This is a genomic window from Acinetobacter sp. ANC_7682, assembly GCF_056779795.1.
The window spans coordinates 53,539-75,396 of record NZ_JBWYIQ010000013.1 but is presented as its reverse complement, the minus strand read 5'-3'; the positions used below and the strand labels follow the sequence as shown (position 1 = coordinate 75,396).

Annotated in this window: 18 protein-coding genes and 1 tRNA gene; 9 read left to right on the top strand and 10 right to left on the bottom strand. The window is 37.3% G+C overall.

The window, feature by feature from the left end; genetic code table 11:
• Positions 1 to 489: 489 nt before the first annotated feature.
• The 4 genes from AC1M9D_RS07085 to gigD all read right to left on the bottom strand — a co-directional run bounded on the left by AC1M9D_RS07085 (position 490) and on the right by gigD (position 2,743).
• Positions 490 to 711 (bottom strand): hypothetical protein, encoded by a 222-nt coding sequence (locus AC1M9D_RS07085; RefSeq protein ID WP_035267598.1) that lies wholly within the window; start codon positions 709 to 711, stop codon positions 490 to 492.
• A 542-nt stretch (positions 712 to 1,253) separates the two neighbouring features.
• Complete coding sequence (locus AC1M9D_RS07080) at positions 1,254 to 1,466, bottom strand: cold-shock protein (RefSeq protein WP_035267602.1); 213 nt, start codon at positions 1,464 to 1,466, stop codon at positions 1,254 to 1,256.
• A 233-nt stretch (positions 1,467 to 1,699) separates the two neighbouring features.
• Positions 1,700 to 1,776, bottom strand: a tRNA-Met gene (locus AC1M9D_RS07075).
• Positions 1,777 to 2,290: 514 nt separating this feature from the next.
• The gene (gigD, locus tag AC1M9D_RS07070; RefSeq protein ID WP_092766480.1) at positions 2,291 to 2,743 is read right to left on the bottom strand and encodes an Lrp/AsnC family transcriptional regulator GigD; all 453 of its coding nucleotides are present in this window, start codon (positions 2,741 to 2,743) and stop codon (positions 2,291 to 2,293) included.
• A 141-nt stretch (positions 2,744 to 2,884) separates the two neighbouring features.
• Here gigD and kynU point away from each other — a divergent pair, with 141 nt between their 5' ends.
• The 4 genes from kynU to AC1M9D_RS07050 all read left to right on the top strand — a co-directional run bounded on the left by kynU (position 2,885) and on the right by AC1M9D_RS07050 (position 7,572).
• Entirely contained in the window at positions 2,885 to 4,138 is a 1,254-nt protein-coding gene (gene kynU / locus AC1M9D_RS07065) for a kynureninase (RefSeq protein ID WP_481611819.1), read from the top strand.
• A 40-nt stretch (positions 4,139 to 4,178) separates the two neighbouring features.
• Positions 4,179 to 5,579 (top strand): amino acid permease, encoded by a 1,401-nt coding sequence (locus AC1M9D_RS07060; RefSeq protein ID WP_481611818.1) that lies wholly within the window; start codon positions 4,179 to 4,181, stop codon positions 5,577 to 5,579.
• A 14-nt stretch (positions 5,580 to 5,593) separates the two neighbouring features.
• Positions 5,594 to 6,346: an alpha/beta hydrolase gene (locus tag AC1M9D_RS07055; RefSeq protein WP_180028498.1), complete on the top strand. Its 753-nt coding sequence runs from the start codon at positions 5,594 to 5,596 to the stop codon at positions 6,344 to 6,346.
• A gap of 113 nt (positions 6,347 to 6,459) precedes the next feature.
• Entirely contained in the window at positions 6,460 to 7,572 is a 1,113-nt protein-coding gene (locus AC1M9D_RS07050; RefSeq protein WP_228143081.1) for a porin, read from the top strand.
• Between the two features lie 122 nt (positions 7,573 to 7,694).
• Here AC1M9D_RS07050 and AC1M9D_RS07045 read toward each other — a convergent pair whose 3' ends face one another.
• The 4 genes from AC1M9D_RS07045 to AC1M9D_RS07030 all read right to left on the bottom strand — a co-directional run bounded on the left by AC1M9D_RS07045 (position 7,695) and on the right by AC1M9D_RS07030 (position 11,502).
• Complete coding sequence (locus tag AC1M9D_RS07045; RefSeq protein WP_143047394.1) at positions 7,695 to 8,099, bottom strand: hypothetical protein; 405 nt, start codon at positions 8,097 to 8,099, stop codon at positions 7,695 to 7,697.
• A 153-nt stretch (positions 8,100 to 8,252) separates the two neighbouring features.
• Positions 8,253 to 8,828, bottom strand: a complete 576-nt coding sequence (gene ssb / locus AC1M9D_RS07040; RefSeq protein WP_092766486.1) for a single-stranded DNA-binding protein — start codon at positions 8,826 to 8,828, stop codon at positions 8,253 to 8,255.
• 51 nt (positions 8,829 to 8,879) lie between these two features.
• A complete protein-coding gene (locus tag AC1M9D_RS07035; protein ID WP_481611817.1) occupies positions 8,880 to 10,244 on the bottom strand; it encodes an MFS transporter in 1,365 nt (454 codons plus the stop codon).
• 172 nt (positions 10,245 to 10,416) lie between these two features.
• Positions 10,417 to 11,502 carry a DUF475 domain-containing protein gene (locus AC1M9D_RS07030; RefSeq protein WP_179999088.1) on the bottom strand — a complete coding sequence of 362 codons (1,086 nt, stop codon included), beginning with the start codon at positions 11,500 to 11,502 and terminating at the stop codon, positions 10,417 to 10,419.
• Positions 11,503 to 11,818: 316 nt separating this feature from the next.
• On the opposite strand from AC1M9D_RS07030, the gene tenA reads away from it, so the two are divergent.
• From tenA to AC1M9D_RS07010, 4 genes are all read left to right on the top strand, one after another.
• Positions 11,819 to 12,493, top strand: a complete 675-nt coding sequence (gene tenA, locus AC1M9D_RS07025) for a thiaminase II (protein WP_481611816.1) — start codon at positions 11,819 to 11,821, stop codon at positions 12,491 to 12,493.
• A 172-nt stretch (positions 12,494 to 12,665) separates the two neighbouring features.
• A complete protein-coding gene (locus AC1M9D_RS07020) occupies positions 12,666 to 13,037 on the top strand; it encodes a hypothetical protein (RefSeq protein ID WP_481611815.1) in 372 nt (123 codons plus the stop codon).
• Positions 13,038 to 13,292: 255 nt separating this feature from the next.
• On the top strand, positions 13,293 to 16,124 hold the full coding sequence (gene uvrA, locus AC1M9D_RS07015; protein WP_481611814.1) for an excinuclease ABC subunit UvrA: 2,832 nt from the start codon (positions 13,293 to 13,295) through the stop codon (positions 16,122 to 16,124).
• 112 nt (positions 16,125 to 16,236) lie between these two features.
• The gene (locus tag AC1M9D_RS07010; protein WP_035265770.1) at positions 16,237 to 16,749 is read left to right on the top strand and encodes a hypothetical protein; all 513 of its coding nucleotides are present in this window, start codon (positions 16,237 to 16,239) and stop codon (positions 16,747 to 16,749) included.
• A 195-nt stretch (positions 16,750 to 16,944) separates the two neighbouring features.
• Here AC1M9D_RS07010 and AC1M9D_RS07005 read toward each other — a convergent pair whose 3' ends face one another.
• Positions 16,945 to 18,651: a GGDEF domain-containing protein gene (locus AC1M9D_RS07005; RefSeq protein ID WP_481611813.1), complete on the bottom strand. Its 1,707-nt coding sequence runs from the start codon at positions 18,649 to 18,651 to the stop codon at positions 16,945 to 16,947.
• 487 nt (positions 18,652 to 19,138) lie between these two features.
• A complete protein-coding gene (gene blaOXA, locus AC1M9D_RS07000; RefSeq protein WP_481611812.1) occupies positions 19,139 to 20,032 on the bottom strand; it encodes a class D beta-lactamase in 894 nt (297 codons plus the stop codon).
• Between the two features lie 848 nt (positions 20,033 to 20,880).
• Here blaOXA and omp33-36 point away from each other — a divergent pair.
• A complete protein-coding gene (gene omp33-36, locus AC1M9D_RS06995) occupies positions 20,881 to 21,816 on the top strand; it encodes a porin Omp33-36 (protein WP_481611811.1) in 936 nt (311 codons plus the stop codon).
• The last annotated feature ends 42 nt before the right edge of the window (positions 21,817 to 21,858 follow it).

Here is a 21,858-nt window from a genome sequence, read left to right as displayed (position 1 = left end):
CCGCAAACGGCTGGTTAAGCCCAGAAGCCTTTGAACAGAAATATTTTAAGAATTTAGAGGGATTTGTTGTCCACGATACTGTCTAGGATCACAAATTTTCAAGCGCTAGCTCAAGAATAGCAATTCTCTAGACAAATCAAAATTAACTTTGTATCAAATTACTCAAGGTCATCAATAGAAATAAATCAAGTAGCGATCTAACGTCGCTCGAATTACGAGTCTAAAAGCTCTATGATGAACTGTGCTCAGATTATTCACGGTATATTTACTTAAGACCAATCAAAATAATTCGATCAATAAACCTATCATGACTACCTAAAAAAAGAGCCTAGATAGTGAATCTAGGCTTCTCTTATTTTTATGCTGGGATACTTGCTACTATATCCTCTCGAGACCAGAGTCTGTGATTTTGTATCGCTTTCTTAAATTTATCTTGATGATCTTTAAAGGTTTTACTACTAAAAATAGCATCATTTATGAAAAATATTTTTAAATCATAATCTTATATAGATTATTAAATCCCAAGAAAAAAGATCGGCCATCTAAGTTTATTTCAAATACTTCACCTGATTCGACTTCAACTTGTTTAGAAACTTCTACAAGAATTTGCCCTCTCATCGTATTTTGAACTTTATGAAATGGGATAATGTTAATTCGAATGGTTTCACCATTCACTGCTTTTGCTGTAGTCCAGCCATTAGAGATATTCATTTTCACTTACTCATTAATGAGCTCATGTAAAATTAAAAATAATATTAAATATTTAAATCGAGAGTATGGATTCTGATATCGAAGAGGCTCAAGCCTATAATTCAAATTACAATTTTACATTAGCATGTATTTAATTATAAAAAGCCCACAATGAGATTGTGGACTTCTAAGATCGGCATGGTGCGAGTTCATGCTCTGCGTTAACTGTTTAGACATCATAGATATTAAAATCTATAAATTGAGAATACGCAATTCTAAGTTCTATCTAAACACTTCCGTTTCGCTTACGGATTCGATCAACAACGATTATACCATAAAAAATACTTTATGGTTTAATTTTAATATTTAAATGAGCTGATAAATTTTACCAGTATTTAAACTATGAAAATTTAAATCAAAACTAGGTCTTATATTTTCATTATTAACAGTGATAAATTTAATATTTATTTGAGATAAGTTCGAAGCATGCTGCGAAGTATTAAATGTACCTATCACTGCATATTTAACTTCAAACTGATCTTTCACCTCAATTAATGAGGTATTCATGAAATAGCTACAATATCACTTGCTTGTAAGCCACGCTGACCTTGTTGCACAACAAATTGAACTCGCTGTCCTTCGACTAGATTCTTGAAACCATTTGCTCGAATTTCACTAAAATGAGCAAATACATCTTGACCATTATCTACAGCGATAAATCCGAAACCCTTAGTTTCGTTGAACCACTTAACAGTACCAGTTGTTAAATTAGACATCATTTATTTCCTATATTATGTAATGAATAATTAGAAAATAATTTTGAAGATAGACTTTTAATAGAATGAAAGATGTAATTAATATCAGATCAAAATAAAATTAGTAAACAATAAAATTATAATTCTAGAAAACCAATATAACACATATTTAATTGATTTAATTTTCTTTAATAAAAAAACCTAACTACAGATCGACCGCAATTAGGTTGTAAACTTTTAAATTAGTTTTTAATTGGTAGCGGGAGCTGGATTTGAACCAACGACCTTCGGGTTATGAGCCCGACGAGCTACCAGACTGCTCCATCCCGCATCAACAAGTGCATTTGTACGCTAATTTGAGATATATAGCAATCTAAATAATTTATTTTTATCAAAAACTATAAAATCATTATCGTTACTAGATAAATTATTCAGATAATTCTGTTTTAAATTTTTGATGTAAAGACCTATACAAATTGAGTTTAAATTTTTCATTATTTAGTAATAATGTCGACTCTTCAGCCCAAGTAGCCTTTCCCACATCTAAACCAGAATGATTCAATGCCCAATCAGATATATACCCATAGATAAAAGAGTTATCAGCAAAGACCCATTTTACGATCTTATTTTGTTCATTCAGAAACACCTTATATGTAGGTAATGAACCAAAAAAACTAAATTTAGTGTATATATATTTGTAATGTTTGTTCATAGAATTATTTTAAAAAAAAGATGGACCATAATAGCAGTTTTATGTGTTTTAACTCATAAAAAAACATCGCTTGTAAAATCAATTCGAGGTTGATTTTAAAATACGGATTCACTTTTCATAAAAAAATTAATGATCACATGAAGGTCTTCTCGATCACTTTTTCAAGAATAATTTTAGAATTAATGTTGGCTATACCTTTAATTTTGTTTAACTTATTAATAATAAACTGGGAAAACCCATTTAAATCTTTGGTGGCCACAAAGAGAACGTAATTCGAATCCCCTGTAATTATAAAAGCATTGATCACTTCATCAAAATTACGAATCTGGCTCAGAAAATGCTGATGATCTGATTCGGTCAGCTGATTGAGTTTAATTTCGACAATCGCCTCAACCTGAATACCCAATTTTTCATAATTAATTTTTGCTTGGTATTTTTCGATGACTCCATTGTTTTCTAAAATTTTGACACGTCGATGGCATGCTGAAGCAGAAAGATTCACTAAATCTGCCAATTCCTGATGACTTAGTCGTGCATTTTGTTGTAATAGTCTTAAAATTTTATGATCAATGAGGTCTAAATTCATTCCTAAATATCATCCTGATTTTTTATATTTAATTCGAATACTATCCAGTTTTCATGCAATTTCAAGCATAATTATCGGATAAATACTAAAAATTACCGTGATAAAATCGAATGAAATAACACGGACCGAGTCAGGATAAAAATGATTACCTTAGATCAATGCAAAGCATGGGATGCTGAAGACGAACTGAAACATTTAAAAAATGAATTTGCTATACCTGAGAATACTATCTATCTAGATGGAAATTCCCTTGGTGCACGCCCTAAATCTGCTTTAACACGTGCTCAAGAAGTGGTGAGCCAAGAGTGGGGGGAAGATCTCATCAATAGCTGGAACAAAGCGGATTGGTGGGGATTATCGACTCGGTTAGGTGATAAGGTGGCTCAGCTCATTGGGGCAAATCCAGGCGAAACGGTGATCTCTGATTCAACCACACTCAACTTATTTAAAGCACTCTCTGCTGCTGTCAAAATCCAAGCTGAAATCGCTCCTGAACGTAAAGTGATTATTGCGGAAAAGGACGTCTTCCCGACTGACCTCTATATTATTGAAGGTTATATTGACCTTGTTCAAAAAGGCTACCAACTGGTTTTAATCGAACATCCTGATGAATTAGAAACCACTCTGAAAGCCCATCAAACGGCAGTTGTGGTGTTGTCACATATCAATTACCGCTCAGGCTATTTCTATGACATGGAACAAGTCAACCAAACGATTCATCAATATAACGCTTTGGTCATCTGGGATCTATGCCACTCTGCAGGCGCTGTTCCAATCGATTTAAACAAGACCCAAAGTGATTTTGCCGTAAGTTGCACATATAAATACCTTAATGGTGGACCAGGTTCTCCTGCCCTCATCTGGGTAAATGCAAAACACCAAAATAAATTTTGGCAACCTCTTTCAGGATGGTGGGGTCATCAACGTCCTTTCGATATGGCTGATCACTACGAGCCAGCTCAAGGCATTCGTCGTTTTTTATGTGGCACACAAAGTATTTTGTCCATGAGTTTGATCGAATGTGGTTTAGATGTGTTCTTAAAAACTGACATGCAAAAGATCCGAGAAAAATCTCTAAATTTAACAGATCTCTTTATTCAATTGGTTGAACAGGAATGTGCTGAATTTGGTTTTGAGTTAATTACACCAATCGATCATTTACAGCGTGGTAGTCATGTGAGTTATTGCCATGAACACGGTTATGCCATTGTCCAAGCGCTTGTTGCACGTGGTGTGATTGGAGATTACCGAGAGCCAGCCGTGCTCAGATTTGGGGTCACACCTTTGTACCTAAGCTATGAAGACATTTGGCATGCTGTTCAACATCTTAAACAAGTGATGCTGAATGAAGAATGGAAAAATGAAAAATATTCGGTGCGAGGTCAAGTAACTTAATTCAGTTACTCACTTTACATCACCATGGCCAGGAGGGCTTATGAGTAACTTCGATAAAATTCAAACACGCGAAGCAGGATTACATAAAAAATTAACCGCTAAACAAATGGGCATGATTGCAATAGGCGGTGCCATTGGCACCGGTCTATTCATGGGCAGTAAATTTGCCATTAGTTTTGCAGGACCTGCTGTCATTCTAAGCTATGCGATCGGCGGATTAATTGCTTTTGCACTAATGGCTTGCTTGGCAGAAATGACTGTACAACACCCCACTTCAGGCTCGTTTGGTGCTTACGCTGAACATTATATCAACCCACTTTCTGGTTTCTTAGTTCGTTATAGCTACTGGGCATGTATCGTGTTGGCTGTAGGCACTGAAATTACCGCCGTGGCTGACTATATGAAACTTTGGTTTCCTCATGTCGGTTCAGGTATTTGGATCGTGTTTTTTTCAACCGTACTTCTCGCAGTAAATGCTTATAGTGTCAAAGCATTTGGCTTAGTTGAATATTGGTTTTCGACGATCAAAGTGTTTGCCATCATTGTGTTTATTCTGTTGGCAATAGGTATTTTGACGCAAGATCCAAATCCTCATCAAGCGCTAACTCACAATCTCACTGCACATGATGGCTTTATGCCAAATGGATTTAAAGGTGTTTGGATTGGTGTCATTATTTCTATTTTTAGTTATCTCAGTATCGAAATGATCGCGGTTGCTGCAGGTGAAGCCAATGATCCTGAAAAAGCAGTTAAATACGCTTTCAAAAGCACTGCGATTCGCTTATTTCTATTTTATTTACTATCGCTGAGTTTAATTGTCACTCTCGTTCCATGGACTCAATTGATAGCACCAGGTGCAACCAGTCCTTTCGTGTCTGTTATGCAAATTGTCGGCATTCCTTTTGCTAATCATATTTTAAACTTCATTGTGATTGTGGCAGCACTGTCCGCAATGAACAGCATGTTATATATCTCAACGCGTATGTTATTCAGTTTGTCACGTTCAGGAGATGCACCGAAACTGTTTGGTAAAATTCGTAAAAATGGGGTGCCCATCAATGCCTTGCTACTTTCGGCAACAGGTATTGCCGTGGCGAGTATTGTATATAGCATTAATCCCGAATCAGCATTTCCAATCATGATTGCACTGTCCATGTTTGGAGCTTTATTTACTTGGGGGGCGATCTTTGCCACACACTACTTCTTTAGAAAGAACTTAGCAAAAAATAATATCCACCTCAAATACAGCATTCCTGGTAGTCGTTATATTTCCTTTATTGGTTTGTTTGCCATTCTTGCAATCACGCTTACCACATGGTTTACGCAAGAATTTAAATCAACTCTCCAGTTTGGCGTGCCTTTTATCGTGATGTTAATCATTTTCTATAAAATGAAGAAATCATCCTTAAAGCATCAATTAACTGAAAATGAACAAGCCTAGTAAAGGAGCTGTAAATCATGCTCTATGACAACTCGCAAACTGTGACGGATGAAAATCAGATCTTATCTGATTTTCAAAAAATGAGCCAAGCGACTTATAAGCAACACCATCATATTGCCGATTTACAGTACGACTTTCAGCGAAGATCTACACTTGATTTTTTCCCCACACCTGTTGCCACCAATACTACTGTTATTTTTATACATGGTGGTTATTGGCAATGGTGTGAAAAAAGGGATTTTGCCTTTGTTGCTGAATTTGTTTTAAAGCAAAATGCTCAATGTGTGTTGGTTGAATATGATTTAGCGCCTCAAAGTAGTTTAAATCTGATTAATCTACAAATTCGCAAAGCGCTCGATTATATCCACAAACAAACTTGGATCAGCCCCAATGTCATTGTGGTTGGACATTCTGCTGGTGCCCATTTGGCTGCTTTAAATTTAGATCATCCCTTGATTTGTTCAGCGGTATTACTCAGTGGGATCTATGACCTAAAACCGATTCAAGAAACGCATTTAAACAAGGCTTTAAATTTATCTGAGCTAGACATTAAAAACTTAAGTCCAGTTGAACATTCTACGCACTTTGCTAAGCCCTGTACGATTGTGTATGGACTCGATGAGTTACCAGAACTGAGATGGCAAAGCCAAAAATATTATCAATTTCGGCAGCAACTAGAGCCTGAATTCACGCATCTCTTGAGTTTTGCAGACACCAACCACTATTCCATTTTGGAACGATATTTTAAATCGATAATGACCACCTAATTTCTACTCAGCTTTAATCAGCTGAATCACCAGCTTAATTCATATCTAGTCACACGGATGTTACTATGTCAAAACCATGCTTTTACAAGCTATTGCTTTCCTGCACCTTTATTTTGTCAAATCTTACATTTGCCGAGATAACACTCATTGATGAACAGCAAATTGTGAGTGAATCCGATCGTTTAAAACTCACCACGTCTGGTAGTATTCGTCTACAAGCCTTAAATTTCGATCATTACGATCAATCTAACGAAAATCAGAAATATCGCAGAGATGGTTATAGCTCAAATAGCCGTATGTATGCCAATGCTGATTATGCATGGAATGAACGTTTGCATTTAATTGCAGGCTATCAAAACTATATCAATCTTCCCAAGATGCTGGATTGGGACGGTCATTACCGTTCTTCTGATGAAAACATCACCACCGAACAGGCGTATATTGGTCTGCGTGATTCAGCATACGGTACCGTTAAATTTGGAAAAATCTATAGTATTTATTACGACATTGTAGGTGCCAAAACTGACCTATGGAATTACTCAACCTTGGCTCAGCCCCAAACGTGGAGCCCTGTCGCTTATACAGATGGTACGCAAGCAGCTCATAAAACTTTACGTTATGAGCTCAAAACGGATAAAGCAAACTTATATGCCAGCTATTTGTTCAAGGATAGTACGACGGTCGCAGATACGGATGTGCAATATCAACGTAAAAATGGTGCCGAATTGGCAGTTGATGTGCATTTAAATAAAAATTTAAGTTGGGCGACCTCATGGAAGTACAACGATGCTAGTCTGAACAATCAACAAGATAAACATGATTTAAAGCAAGAAATTTGGGCAAGTTCATTATTTTATTTTGATGGAAAATGGATGCTTAGCTTTGGCGCTGGTTGGTATAAAAATCTAGTTCCAAATTTTGATGCTTACAGTGAATCGAGCGATTTTCAACTTCAATCATTGCTGAATACTGAGGCTTATGGCGTTGAATTTTATGCGGGACAGCACTTCAAGATTGAAGAATACGGTATCAAATTCATTCAGCCCTATATCATGGGAAATCAACTTGAATATACCAGTGGCTCAGAGTTTAAACGCCGTGATCTCGGTGTTGGTATAGCAGCTAGATTTAACCATGGTTTTGGATTTGATTATGAACGTTTATATACACATGATACGTTCCAAACCCCAGATATGCATTTATTCCGTTTACGTTATGAATGGTAAATTCTAATTTTAGGTTAACTATCCTTCAAAGCCTTGTTATTTAAAAAGGCTTTGAAGGATCACTCATGGATTCGCATCAAATCTCAATAAGTTGTAGCGTTATACAAAGTCTTTAATAAATTTTATTTAATGCATAACATTTCAATTAACTTAATATTTTTAGAAAGTTGCATTGACATGGGTTCAAAATAAATCGTATCGAATGAATTATTATCATCTACGGCTTTACCTTGCGGCGTAAAACGCTGGCTTTTGACATAGGCTCTGGCTTTATTTTGACAATCAATTTGATGAACGGCTTGTATGTAGCCCTTGGGTTTGATGTTTAATGAGGGTACGCCATGTTCATACACATATTTATAGTCAATTTCAAAAATATGCGAGGCTTGATCGAGTGATTTAATAGTCGTTTTATCAATATATGACCAGCCCCCATCATCCCGATCAAACATGGTCCATTGTGGTGATTGTGCTAAGCTCATGCTGCTACACAGCACACAAGTTAAAAATATAATCCCGTCTTTCATTCAACTATCCCTAATTCAACTATGAACAAACGTTTTACTATATCACCATAAAAACAAAAAACCCTTTGTTATACAAAGGGTTTTTAACTATTTAATTCATTGTTAAATAATAAAAAACATTAAAATTTAACAAAAGTATATCTCTAGTAGGTGTCAGAACGGTAAATCATCATCTAAATCAGATGGTGCTGTCGCCATTGGCTTCGGCGCTGGTTGATTTTGTGGCTTTTGGAAGCCTTGGTTAACGTTGTTATTACCATAACCAGCTTGGTTACCATAACCGCTACCTTGATTATTATTGTTATAACCACCTTGGTTGCCATAACCACCGCCTTGGTTGTTATTAAAACGTGGTTGATTATAACCTTCACCACCATTTTCACTTTGCTGACGATTATTAGAATCTAACATCTGCATTTGTTCGCCACGAATTTCAGTCGTGTAACGTTCTTGACCATTTTGGTCTGTCCACTGACGGGTACGTAAAGAGCCCTCAATATAAACTTTTGAACCTTTACGTAAATATTGCTGTGCAATTTCACCTAAACGATTATGTAAGACGATACGGTGCCATTCTGTTTGTTCTTTGCGTTCACCTGAGTTTTTATCTGTCCAAGATTCACTTGTCGCAATTGAAAACTGCGTTAATGAACCACCATTGGGAAATGTTTTTGTCTCAGGATCTTTACCTAAAGTACCAACTAAAATAACTTTATTCACGCCGCGCATGTGCTCTAATCTTCCTATTCGATTCTATGTTTTACTTTATAAGAGTTATGATTAAATGGCTACCTCTTTACCCAACAAGTGCGTTAAATGTTGTCGCGCAGTGTCATCTAACTGCTGCTTATCAACTTTGACATAGACCACTTGTTGATCAGTCATCACCACGACCTCTTCAATACCACGAATTGCCAGTAACTGAGAAGTCCATTCATCTGTTTCTTGGACTTTGGGCAAACTCAAAATCAGTGATGATAAATAACGTGGCTGCTTTAATCCAAAACTAATCAACAGCCAAAGAATGGCAATTCCTGTCAGTACCCCCCAGCCTAGAGCAGTGTTATTTAACATCAGCAATTGCCCACCCAGTATACCGCCAAAAAAAGCACCTAAGAATTGACCACTGGCATTCACACCCATTGCTGTCGCTTTGGATTGGATAGGTGCTGCCTTCGATAACCAAGATGGCAGTAGTGCTTCCATCACATTAAAGGCAATAAAGAAAAGACCTAAACCAAGCAACAAAATGTATTTCGATTCAAATCCAAAAATCATCACGATCAAACCGGCGATGATCCCAGTAATCGCCGTCAGAAAAATACCTCGCATTTTTCGATATTTTTCAGCAAGAATGATACTAGGAAAAGCAAAAAATAAACTGATTACCAATAAGGGAAGATAGATCAAACCATGCTGAGCTAAAGGAATATCTGCAAAGTCAATCAATTGAGAAGGCACATAGATGAACATCGCCGTCAGCAATAAATGCAAAGCAAACACAGAAACATGTAAGCGATTTAAATCGCCCATTTTCAAAACTTGTTTTAGCTGAGTGAGATAACCTTGCTGAAAATTTTTATGATGACGTGTTGTTTTGGGAACAAGAAATAGCATTGCAATGGCAAGTAATCCCATGAGTGTGGTCACCCAGAATAAGCCTGAAATACCCACCACGCTGGTCAACCATGGCCCTAAACTAAATGCAATAACGAAAGAGAGACCAATACTCATCCCCATCATTGCCATCGCCTTCATACGATTTTCTTCACGCGTAACATCTGCCAATAACGCCATGACGACAGCAGAGACAGCTCCCCCCCCAGCTATTGCACGCCCTATAATCACACCATAGATTGTGTCTGACATTGCTGCGATTGCACCACCCAAGGCAAACAACAATAAACCCAATACGATCAGCGGCTTTCGGCTATAACGGTCTGCAATCAAACTAAAAGGAATTTGTAGTATTGCCTGAGTCAAACCATACACACCTACGGCCAAACCAATCAAAGCAGGTGTTGCATATTCATAAGCCTGTCCCGCAACAGAAAAGACCGGGACAATCATAAACAGACCTAACATTCGCAATGCAAAAATGCTGCTCAATGCAAATGTGGAACGGCGTTCTAAGGCATTCATCATAAAATTTAGGTAATCGCGTGATTTCTATGTCTACTTTGATTATAGAATATTCGGCTGATGAACAGGCATGAATTTTATTTGAAATAAAGATCAACACCATCTGTTTTCCCTAGGGTAAAAGCCTTAAGCCAAAAAAAGCACAGCTTGTGCTGTGCTTTTTTGATGTATTCATCTAGCCTTGTAGGGCTTGACGCTTCTTATATTGAATAGATGCAATCACTGCCCAAACAATAAATGCTACACCAATCAGACCTGTTACCACTTCAGGAACATGTACGCCTGTACCACTTGCAATCATAATGAAAGCCAATGCACCAATTGCATAGTGCGCACCATGTTCTAAATAGATGTAAGCATCTAAAGTGCCTTTCTCAACGAGATAGATGGTAATCGAACGAACAAAGATAGCACCAATCGCAAGACCTAACATAATCACCACAACATCTGAAGTAATGGCAAAAGCACCAATCACACCATCAAAACTAAATGATGCATCCAATACTTCTAAATACAAGAACCCACCGATACCTGCTTTGACTACGCCTGTTGGCACACCATTACTATCGTGACCAATTGCATTACCATTTTCATCAATTTCAGGCTCACCACCCAGCAAATGGCTCAGTACTTGTACCCCAATATAAATGACGATGCCCCAGATACCCGCCATAGTCACGACTAAGCGTTTAGCTTCATCAACATTAGCAGCCATGATCAGTAAAGCCACTAAAGCAACAAATACAGATAGTGCAGGTACAGATGCCAATTTCGCTAAACGACGCTCAATCCATTTGAACCAATGCGTGTCTTTACCATCATCCAAGAAAAAGTTAAGGAATACCATCAATAAGAATGCACCACCAAATGCTGCAATTTCAGGATGATGATTCATCAGTCGTGCCGAATATTCTTTAGGGTCATTTAATGCCAAATTGACAACTTCCATCATGCCCATATCCGCTGTGACCGCGACGATCACAATTGGGAAGATTAAACGCATACCAAATACTGCTATGAGAATACCCACAGTCAGGAAAAGCATTTTCCAAAAGTGATCCCAATGACGAAGCACTGAAGCATTCACAACAGCATTATCAAAAGAAAGTGAAACTTCCATCACAGCTAAAATTGCAGTGATGGTCAGTACGGTGAACATGGTCTTGAGGCCAGCTTCTGGACCATGGGTATAACCCCAATAGGCAGACAGCGCAAGACACACGATCGTGAATACGATAGAGAAACCAAAATGTTTCCACATAATCTAGCGACCTTATAAAAATGATGTGAATCAATAAAAATTTTACAAAACATAAACTTAGAATTTTTATATGACGAATATTAAACGAAGTCTGTGCTTAGTGATTTGTAAAAATTCTATAAATTGAATGTCTGATTTCTAGTGCAAAATGACACTCAATTAAACTGTGCTAATTATGACGAGTTTTCAAAATTTATCCAAAGTTCTTCGTATGATTTTTTTGTTGAAGATGATGTATCGCTCAAGCTAGTTTTGTAACGACAAATTGATATGATCTTAGCTGGTACATAGAGATGATTTTATTCAGGATGGATTTATGCGTTTTTCAGAAGCCGTTTGGCAACGAAACTACGATTTATATCAAAAAACATTAGCACTCCCTTTTAACCAAGAACTGGCGCTTGGAACACTCGATCGAGAAGCTTTCTGCCATTACGTCATTCAGGATGCGCATTACCTGGTTGCCTATGGTCGAGCATTGGCTATTTGTGGTGCTAAAGCATATGACTCCGATGCCATTATTCAATTTACGCAAGGCGCTAATGAAGCAATTGTGGTTGAACGTGAACTGCACAATGGTTTTATGCACGAATTTGGCATCACTAAAGCTGATTTTGAAAATACACCTTTGACTGCTGCTTGCCATCATTACACCTCATTTCTGACAGCTACTGCATGGTCAGAGAGTTATCCTGTCGTTTTAGCTTCATTACTGCCGTGCTATTGGATTTATGCGGAAGTGGGCAAAGACATTCTTAAACGTAATATTGCAAATAATCCTTACCAAGCGTGGATTGACACTTATGCTGGCGAGCACTTCAACGAAGAAGTACGCAAAGTCATTGAAATTATTGACCGTGTTGCGGCAGAAAGCGATCAACATACCATTGAAAAAATGCATCTAGCTTACACACGGGGAGCTGAACTCGAATATTTATTTTGGGATAGTGCCTATCATCAACGTCAATGGTTAAGCCTAGATCACTCATGATGCTATCACCTGCATAACCAAATTAAAGGTCGGTGATCTTAACTGCTTTGCCGACTTTCAGGCTCATTTCGATTTAAATGGATTTAAGACTGGATTTTAAAGCAAACTTCAAGCACAATTATTATTGATAATAATTCTCATTATCATAAATAAAATTTACTTGAGGTTTTCTATGCAACATTCACTGGGAACAGAAGCAATCCGTGCATATTTCACTTTACAATGCTGTTGGTTAAATAATGAAGAAGTTTATTTAGAAAAAGGATGTACACACTGTGGATCTGCTGCCACATATCTCATTTATTTTACCAATCATCATATTCAAAATTTAATGCTCGACTTCATTGCACAATATTCTTGTTCAAGCTCGATACGTTTTGATTTTCTAGATTTACAACATTTCGAAACCGAATATAACGATTTTCTTCAACACTTAGAAAAAGAAGTGAATTTTTACGCACGTCAACATCACGCTATCGAAAGACAAATGTGTTTTGAACAAGTGGACTCTATCTTCGAACGTCACTATTCACGTGCTTGCTGATCAATATTCACCCGAAATTCACTTATATTTAACATCCTATGACTCATCATGACATCAAATTTGCGAATTGATTCTGTCTTGTTCATCTATTTAAAATGAGATTGCAGGAGCTCTCAAAGCACTTTACATTGGACTTTTGCTGTTCAATGAAATTCTACCGACATAATTTGTCGTGTTTTATTTTTCAATTGTGCTTGAACAAAATTAAATCGCTATCATATATCACCTTCACTCAGCATATTTTCGAGATGTTTTATGAGCCAAAGTCATATCCGTATTCGAGGCGCACGCACCCATAACTTAAAAAATGTGAACCTTGATATTCCACGCGATAAGTTCGTGGTGATTACGGGACTTTCAGGTTCAGGTAAATCTTCACTGGCTTTCGACACCTTATATGCAGAAGGTCAACGTCGCTATGTTGAATCTTTATCTGCCTATGCACGCCAATTCCTATCCCAAATGGAAAAACCTGAAGTCGATTCGATTGAAGGTTTAAGCCCAGCTATTGCCATCGAGCAGAAATCAACCAGTCATAACCCACGTTCGACGGTCGGTACGATTACTGAAATTTATGACTATTTACGTTTGTTGTATGCTCGAGTGGGTACACCCTACTGCCCTGAGCATGACTTGCCGATGGTGGCACAAACCGTGTCGGAAATGGTTGATGCGGTTAAAGCACTTGAAGAAGGTACAGCTTTATTGTTACTTGCTCCTGTTGTACGTGAGCGCAAAGGGGAATACACCAATTTATTTGAGCAATTACAAAGCCAAGGTTTCGTCCGTGCACGTGTAGACGGTGAAATCATGGAAATTGATCCACCGCCTGAACTGGATAAGAAGAAAAAACATACCATTGAAGTCGTGGTCGATCGTTTTAAAGTCCGCGATGACTTAGGCAACCGTATTGCAGAAAGTTTTGAAACCGCACTGCGTTTAGGTGGTGATATTGCGATTTTGTCATGGATGAAAGGCGAACAATCTGATCGTGTGTTTTCAGCAAAACACTCATGTCCTGAATGTGACCGTGCCGTTGCCGAATTAGAACCTCGTCTGTTTTCTTTTAACAACCCATTTGGTGCTTGCCCGGTCTGTGATGGTTTAGGGACACGCAGCCATTTTAGTTCTGACAAACTCATTCCAAACCCTGAAGTCAGCATCAGTCAAGGAGCAATTCGTGGTTGGGATCGTCAGCGTCCATACTATTACAGTATGATTGAAAAAGTCGCTGCACATTTCGACTTCTCTCTTGATACGCCGTGGAATGAACTTGATGCGGATACCAAAAAGAAATTCCTTTACGGTACAGGCAAAGAAAAAATTGATTTAAGCTATATCGATGAACGTGGTCGCCGTCATAACCGTGTGATGGCTTTCGAAGGGGTTTTACCACATTTAGAACGTCGTTACCGTGAAACTGAATCAAACTATGTACGTGATGATTTAGCTCAGTATTTATCGAATGCTGCATGTGACGCTTGTGGCGGTTCACGTCTCAATGAAATTTCACGTCATGTGCGTGTCAAAGACAAAACCATTGCCGAAATCACCAAAATGTCGATTGGCGATGCTGAAAGCTATTATCAAGATCTCAATCTTGAAGGCGCCAAAGGTGAAATTGCCGATAAGATTTTTAAAGAAATTCGTGAGCGTTTGCACTTCCTCGTTTCTGTAGGCTTGAATTATTTAAGCCTTTCCCGTTCTGCCGAAACCTTATCAGGCGGTGAAGCACAGCGTATTCGTTTGGCATCACAGATTGGTGCAGGTCTTATGGGCGTTATGTACGTGCTGGATGAGCCATCGATTGGTTTGCATCAACGTGATAATGACCGTTTGCTTGAGACTTTGGTTCGTTTACGTGATCTCGGCAATACCGTTTTAGTAGTTGAGCATGATGAAGATGCCATTCGTGCAGCCGATCATATTATTGATATTGGTCCGGGTGCAGGTGTGCATGGCGGTCATGTCATTGCTGAAGGAACGTACGATGAATTAGCAGCCAATGAGGACTCTCTGACTGGTAAATACCTTTCAGGTAAGTTAAAAATTGAAGTGCCAAAAACGCGTGTGCAACCGCCAAAACCTGATGAGCAAATTAAACTGATGGGTGCATGTGGTCACAACTTAAAGAATGTTGATCTCACCATTCCTTTAGGTGTGATGACCTGTGTGACGGGTGTATCGGGCTCAGGTAAATCGACTTTAATCAACCGCACCTTGTTACCGCTCGCTGCAACACAATTGAATGGTGCAACGACACTGACTGCGGAAAAATTTGACTCGATTGATGGTTTACAATTCCTCGATAAAGTCGTAGATATTGACCAAAGCCCAATTGGTCGTACACCGCGTTCAAACCCTGCAACCTATACAGGTTTGTTTACACCTATTCGTGAATTGTTTGCACAAACCCCAGAAGCCAAAGCACGTGGGTATGCGGCAGGTCGTTTCTCGTTTAACGTGAAAGGTGGTCGCTGTGAAGCTTGTGAAGGCGACGGTATGATTAAAGTGGCGATGCATTTCTTACCGGATATGTATGTGCCATGCGATGCCTGCCACGGCAAGCGTTATAACCGTGAAACATTGGAAGTCGGCTATAAAGGCAAAAACATTTCTGACGTACTCGAGATGACCGTTGAAGATGCAATGCATTTCTTTGATGCGATTCCTGTGATTCATCGTCGTTTAGAAACCTTGCATCAAGTTGGTTTGGGTTATATCCGTTTAGGTCAATCTGCTACTACGCTTTCAGGTGGTGAAGCACAGCGTGTGAAGCTTGCACGTGAACTTGCCAAACGTGATACGGGTAAAACCCTGTATGTGCTTGATGAGCCAACCACAGGTTTACATTTTCACGATATTGCCAAACTTTTAGATATTCTTCATGAGCTACGCAATAAGGGTAATACCATCGTGGTGATTGAGCATAATTTAGATGTCATTAAAACTGCCGACTGGATTGTGGACTTAGGTCCTGAAGGTGGTGCAGGTGGTGGTATGATTATTGCCGAAGGTACGCCTGAAGAAGTGGCAAATAATAAGGTTTCTCATACAGCGAGATTCTTGAAGCCAATGTTGAAATAATCTCCCCCCTTACGGATTAATGCTCCTCATCTTTGAAAAGGAGGGTTAGGGAGGTTTCAAAATAATAATTTATTATGCTAAAACGGTGATTCATTCACCGTTTTTTATTCTTATGACTTTATTAGAAATATTAGATACAGCTATTAAAATTGGTTTAGGTGCGCTCATTACAGGGATCATTACTTATTTCAATCAAAAGGCAAATTTGAAGGCACAACAAAATAAGGAAAACAAAGAATTTAATCGTAATCTTTTAACAAAAATTTCTTCTGATATAGAGGAAATAAATCATTTAATTTTAAAAATTTGGGCTATATTTGATTTTGAAATTAAAAAGCCTGTATTAGATAAAGAAGTAATTAGCGACAGACTCTCTCCTCTGCGAGAAAACCTATTTGATGACTTTAATCTATTAAGTAAAAATGAAGGGCTTTTACTTTTATATGACTATAAAGATCAACAAGAAATATTGAGAAGATACGGTGAACTTGTAGGTGCTTTTAATTCCTATACATGTTTTCGTAAAGAATCTGTTTCAATTGAGAAAACTGCTGAATATAAAGCAAGTATATTAGAGACTAGAAAACAACTTTATCAAAGTTTAAATAAAGCCATTCCTAAATAATTTTTAACTGAAATCCAATCACATGAAAGCGACCCGGATGTCGCCCGTTTGATTAGGATATAAGGATATATCCTCAATCAAAAAAAAGCATTTTGCCTACTTTTGTGCTTTCAAAAGTAGGAAATTCCTACGCAAATTTAATAAAAAATCTAACTGACAATTGAGGACGTGACTACTGCCAATATTCACATAATCTTAGCTTGAAACAGTATTACGCCCCTGCGCTTTCGCTCTAAATAATGCTTGGTCTGCCTTAGCAAATAAGGCTTTCCAAGAATCAGCACCTACCGCAACACCCACACTGATCGAAACCGTAAATGATTGACCTTGCTCATCTGTAAATTGTATATCACCAATACTCTTACGCATCTTTTCTGCAGCACGTAAACCATGTTCAAGGTCTAAATTTTCAATCAACACCAAAAATTCATCACCACCAAAGCGTACGACCAAATCCGTAGAACGAACATTATGACTTAAACAATTTGCCACCTGCTGAATGACTTGATCCCCTGCCACATGACCATATTGATCATTAACCTGTTTAAAATAATCAATATCTACAATCATCAAACACGTTTGGGTAAACTTATTGGGCTGAGCCTCCATAAGTTTGGTATAGGCTTCTAAAGCAAAACGATTTGAAACACCTGTTAATTTATCAGTATTGGCAATATTCTTTAATTCAAATTCAAACTCATCACGTTGATGCAACATTTTCTGAAGTTTTTGCATCGCTTCGTGTAATGAATGTACTTGTTTCTGCTGATCTTCAATAAAATGACTATCGACCAAAGCATTGGCATACGACAATTCAACTAATTTATCTCTCACCATGATAAGCGGCGAAATAACTTTACGTTGAACATAGATCATCGTAAATAAAGCAGCCAATAGTGAAATTAAAGAGACTATCAACGTGAGTAGGAAGTTCAGTTGATTCGCGTCTTTTTCTGACTTTGCGATTTCAACGCTCTTATTGAGCAAATAGTCTTGTAAATCCATAACTGTTAAGAATTTACCAGATACAGCTACACTTAATTCAGTCCCTGATAAAAAATAAGGTTGTCCCTTTCGGCTTTCATCAATTAATCGCATGATGATAGGTAAACCTTGATCAATAAACTGAGTTTTCACTTCTTGGTGTAAGCGAGCGAATTCAGCTGTACGATGGCGTTCGGGTTGGATGGTATTCACTAAATCCCACAAATAGCGAACTTGTTTTTGCGTTTGTAATGCGCGTGCAATATTGTCACTTGGTAACGGCTGCTGAAATGTCACATGTGCAGTTACATTTGAAGCAACACGTCCAGCCTGATCACGCAAATCTGCTAACACCAAAATCATGGTGTAATAATGCCCCATCGAACTGTCTTTACTTTTAGACTGCATTACCAGTTTTTTCAGTAAATCATGGCTGCTATCCCACGCATTAAACATTGTAAGAATAGCTTGATCTAAAGCTTCAGGCGTACGCTCTGCAAATGGCAACGAAATATAGTGATCGACTTGTTTGCGACCTTCCGCTAATTTTGGATTTAGGTATTGAGCGACGTACTCTTCTAACCCATCATATCCAGACTGATCTAATCGATGAATCGAGACCTTAATTTGTTCATCTACTCCCGCGCGATACTCAATAAGCGCTTGTTTATTTTTTTCAAACTCTTCTTGTGAACTCGACATTGCCATGTTCGCAGGGCCACGCTCGCGTGAAATACGGTTCGCTATAGCAGCAACAGCTCGAAGATTTTCAATTTCAATCAATGCTGTTTGTGATTTCTGATATTCGCGATAATGGCTAATGACCAATGGGATTGAAATACAGAGGATAGATAAGACGACAATCATCACGAACACAAATAGGCGGCGACCAATTTGCTCGGAATGTGATTTTAACATCCAAACTACCTCTAAAATAAAAGACCGTATAAAGCGGTAAGATTTATAAAATTTCTTTGAACTTAGTTATATTTTACAATATAACCATGTTTAAAAAGCACTTAAAGCACAAGTTTTTATTTAAGAAACAATGTGATAAATATCACACTATTGTAATGCCGTAAATTTTTTTTGTTTAATATTTAAATTATTTTTCCACCAATATACAAGTGACATATTTGGCAGTATTTACTTTTTTTGAATTAAAATCAGATGATTATTTTGATCACTTAATCAGCATCGAAAAAATAGATCATGCGCATAATTTTTAATCATTATACAAACCTCATCCTTTAAACCATAATGCTTACATCGCAAAGATACTGATTCATATCAGATTTGCTTAATGAATTTTGTTCTACCCTCGGATGTTTCTCCCACATACAGAACATCCTTTTTCAGCCCAGCCATCCCAATCGGCTGGGTTTTTTTATCTTTTATATGACTTTTAACGTAAATAATGAAATAAACCAAGTCGATCTAAAATATCTAAAGTGATTTCCTTGCGTTGCTGAATTTGATCACCATTTTTCATTTCTAAATTTAATGCAAAGGCAGTGACTTGACCGCTGGCTTGTTCTACAAACCCCACATACCAGCCTACCTGAGGCTCAATATCCATTCCCCAACCATTTTTGGCATATAGCTTATTCGCACCACGTGATTCGACATACATCATGTCCCTTACATCTTGTTGTACATCTCTACGAAACGGCAATGACAACTGTGCCAATCTATAAACAAATTTAACTTGTTGTTCAGGTGTAATCTCTAGAGGACCTTTTAACCAAAATTGATCTATCTGATCCCCGACTTTTGCATTTCCATACTGAATTCGGCTTAATTCCTGTTGCATCAATGTTGGTCCAATACGGTGTGCTAAGGCTTGATACACAGGTACAACAGATGCTTGTAAGGCTTCACCAAGCGTAAAATCACGTTGCCAACTATCAAATGAACGTTTATTTCCATCCCATTTAAACACTTCATACCGAGTTGATTTATGATGTTCTAATCCAATCAGAGCATTCACTATTTTAAAAGTAGATGCAGGGATAAAATTTTCTTTTGCTCTTGTTCGATCAGAACCATAGGTTTTAACGTGTTCGCCATCATAGGTGATAAATACACCTTGAATATTTTGCTGATTAAATAGAGTCTTTATATGATGCTGATTAAATAGAGTCTTTATATGATGCTGATTCTTTGATTCACTGCTATTCAGCATTGAATCTTCTTTCAAATCGTATGCTTTTGTTCTCGGATTAATGTGGTCTAAGGCCTGACAGGCAGATAAAAAAACAGAAGTAAAAACTAGTGCAGCAACATAGATTCCTTTCAATTCAATCTCCCAATTTGACCAATGTATTTGATTCAATTTTGACAGTTTATTTGCAAATTTTTTGTCTATTTTTAACACTTTTTTTAAAAATAATATTTACATGTGCAATATGCTGGTGCATAATGCCCCACATTAGGGCGAGATAGAAATATACCTCAGCAGAATTTCTGTATTTCCCTCAAGTTTTGGCGAAAAAACCTAGTTTTCTATGAAAACTAGGTTTTTTTTTGCTCAGAAACTCTAAAGAATACACTTCCATATGCACCATAATGGTGCATAAAAATCTAATTAAAAAAAAACCCAGCCTTGGGGAAAGCTGGGCATATAAGTGAAATAACCACCAAAATGTTAAGTAAATCTAAAAGGTAAAACACAGTTTATTTAAATATAAAAAAAAACTTAGTTAACCACCACGCAATTATGTGAAAAATATTCTATATTGTAAATATCGTAACTAATTGAAATTTTATTCCAAGCTAACACTTCATAGTCAAGTACGTGAAAAAAGTCACATTTTTTACTCTTAAATGGATTAAAATTGAACTAAAAGCTTAAATTTCATGTAAATTGCCTTTTTTATTGTACGTTTTATCCGATTCTAATAATCTTTTTTTTATATAATTTCGATGCAATTTAAGGTACTAAATAAACCTTAAAAACATCCATATCACCTTGTTATTTTTGAATAAAATGTTCAAAAATTCATGTTCTTAATCCTTTTGTATCAAGACATAACACACAAAATAAACTTAGACCAGCATAGTACTACCTTAAAGATCATTGACTTAATACATTGTTACAATACAATATTTACTGCATATTCATTCGACATTTATTTGGTAACTATTATGAAAAAAATTAGTTTAGCCACTGCTTTATTAGTAGCAATGACTGGGGCACACGCATATCAAGTTGAAGTACAAGGCGCTGCTGAATACTTTGATGACTCATTGAACAATGATAACTACACTGGTTCTGTTCAAGGTACTTACTACTTCAAGAATGTAGACTCAACTAAAGGTCCTTTAGCTGAAGCGGCTTTCTTAAATCAAGCATCGAATGTTTCTGTTGCTTATAACTTCGGTGAATATTCTGCTGATATTAAAGCTGCAAATGAGAAAGTTGAAGCTCAGCAACACAACTACGGTGCTAAAGCTGAAGCTTATATCCCAACTAAACTTATTCCTTTATATGCAAGCGCGTCATATAGCCACTCAAAAACTGATGCTAAAAATGACTTCACTGCAACCAATCCATATAACCACCCACAAGTTGCTAAATTAGCAGATGGTAACGGCGATCGTTATGCATTAGAAGTTGGTGCAATGTTGCTTCCAAACTTCTTGGTTGCTGTAGGTTATACAAGCGTTGCTGATCAATACTCTTTTGATGTATTCAAAGCAATCAACAACGGTAGCGTATTCTCAGCACTTGAAGCAGGTACTATTGCTGAAGATCAAGATGCGATCACAGCTCGTACTAAATATGTAGGTGGCATCACTGATACAAATATGTCTGTTGGCTTTGAAGCTGGTTTAGTATACGGTGAAGATACACTTTACCAATTAAAATCTGACCTTTACTTCAATCCACAGTTAAGCGCAGGCGTTTCTTATACTGAATCAAGCTTTAATGACACTCCAAGCTCAGCTATCGGTGCTAACGTAAACTACTTCATCACTCCAGCTGTAGCTGTTGGTGCAAGTTATGTAAATGCTAACGCTGAAAATGGTTCTAGCCGTGATACTGAAACTGTTGGCTTAAATGCTAAATTCCGTTTCTAATAAATTATTAGATACAGAATCAAAAAAGGACGCATAATGCGT

What these genes read in the sequence shown, in the direction of transcription:
- AC1M9D_RS07030 (WP_179999088.1), bottom strand. Translation starts at nt 11,502, where the DNA reads ATGTGGAAACATTTTGGTTTCTCTATCGTATTCACGATCGTGTGTCTT.
- AC1M9D_RS07085 (WP_035267598.1), bottom strand. Translation starts at nt 711, where the DNA reads ATGAATATCTCTAATGGCTGGACTACAGCAAAAGCAGTGAATGGTGAA.
- AC1M9D_RS07020 (WP_481611815.1), top strand. Translation starts at nt 12,666, where the DNA reads ATGCAACATTCACTGGGAACAGAAGCAATCCGTGCATATTTCACTTTA.
- omp33-36 (WP_481611811.1), top strand. Translation starts at nt 20,881, where the DNA reads ATGAAAAAAATTAGTTTAGCCACTGCTTTATTAGTAGCAATGACTGGG.
- AC1M9D_RS07005 (WP_481611813.1), bottom strand. Translation starts at nt 18,651, where the DNA reads ATGTTAAAATCACATTCCGAGCAAATTGGTCGCCGCCTATTTGTGTTC.
- tenA (WP_481611816.1), top strand. Translation starts at nt 11,819, where the DNA reads ATGCGTTTTTCAGAAGCCGTTTGGCAACGAAACTACGATTTATATCAA.
- AC1M9D_RS07045 (WP_143047394.1), bottom strand. Translation starts at nt 8,099, where the DNA reads ATGAAAGACGGGATTATATTTTTAACTTGTGTGCTGTGTAGCAGCATG.
- AC1M9D_RS07035 (WP_481611817.1), bottom strand. Translation starts at nt 10,244, where the DNA reads ATGATGAATGCCTTAGAACGCCGTTCCACATTTGCATTGAGCAGCATT.
- ssb (WP_092766486.1), bottom strand. Translation starts at nt 8,828, where the DNA reads ATGCGCGGCGTGAATAAAGTTATTTTAGTTGGTACTTTAGGTAAAGAT.
- AC1M9D_RS07080 (WP_035267602.1), bottom strand. Translation starts at nt 1,466, where the DNA reads ATGTCTAATTTAACAACTGGTACTGTTAAGTGGTTCAACGAAACTAAG.
- kynU (WP_481611819.1), top strand. Translation starts at nt 2,885, where the DNA reads ATGATTACCTTAGATCAATGCAAAGCATGGGATGCTGAAGACGAACTG.
- AC1M9D_RS07010 (WP_035265770.1), top strand. Translation starts at nt 16,237, where the DNA reads ATGACTTTATTAGAAATATTAGATACAGCTATTAAAATTGGTTTAGGT.
- AC1M9D_RS07060 (WP_481611818.1), top strand. Translation starts at nt 4,179, where the DNA reads ATGAGTAACTTCGATAAAATTCAAACACGCGAAGCAGGATTACATAAA.
- uvrA (WP_481611814.1), top strand. Translation starts at nt 13,293, where the DNA reads ATGAGCCAAAGTCATATCCGTATTCGAGGCGCACGCACCCATAACTTA.
- gigD (WP_092766480.1), bottom strand. Translation starts at nt 2,743, where the DNA reads ATGAATTTAGACCTCATTGATCATAAAATTTTAAGACTATTACAACAA.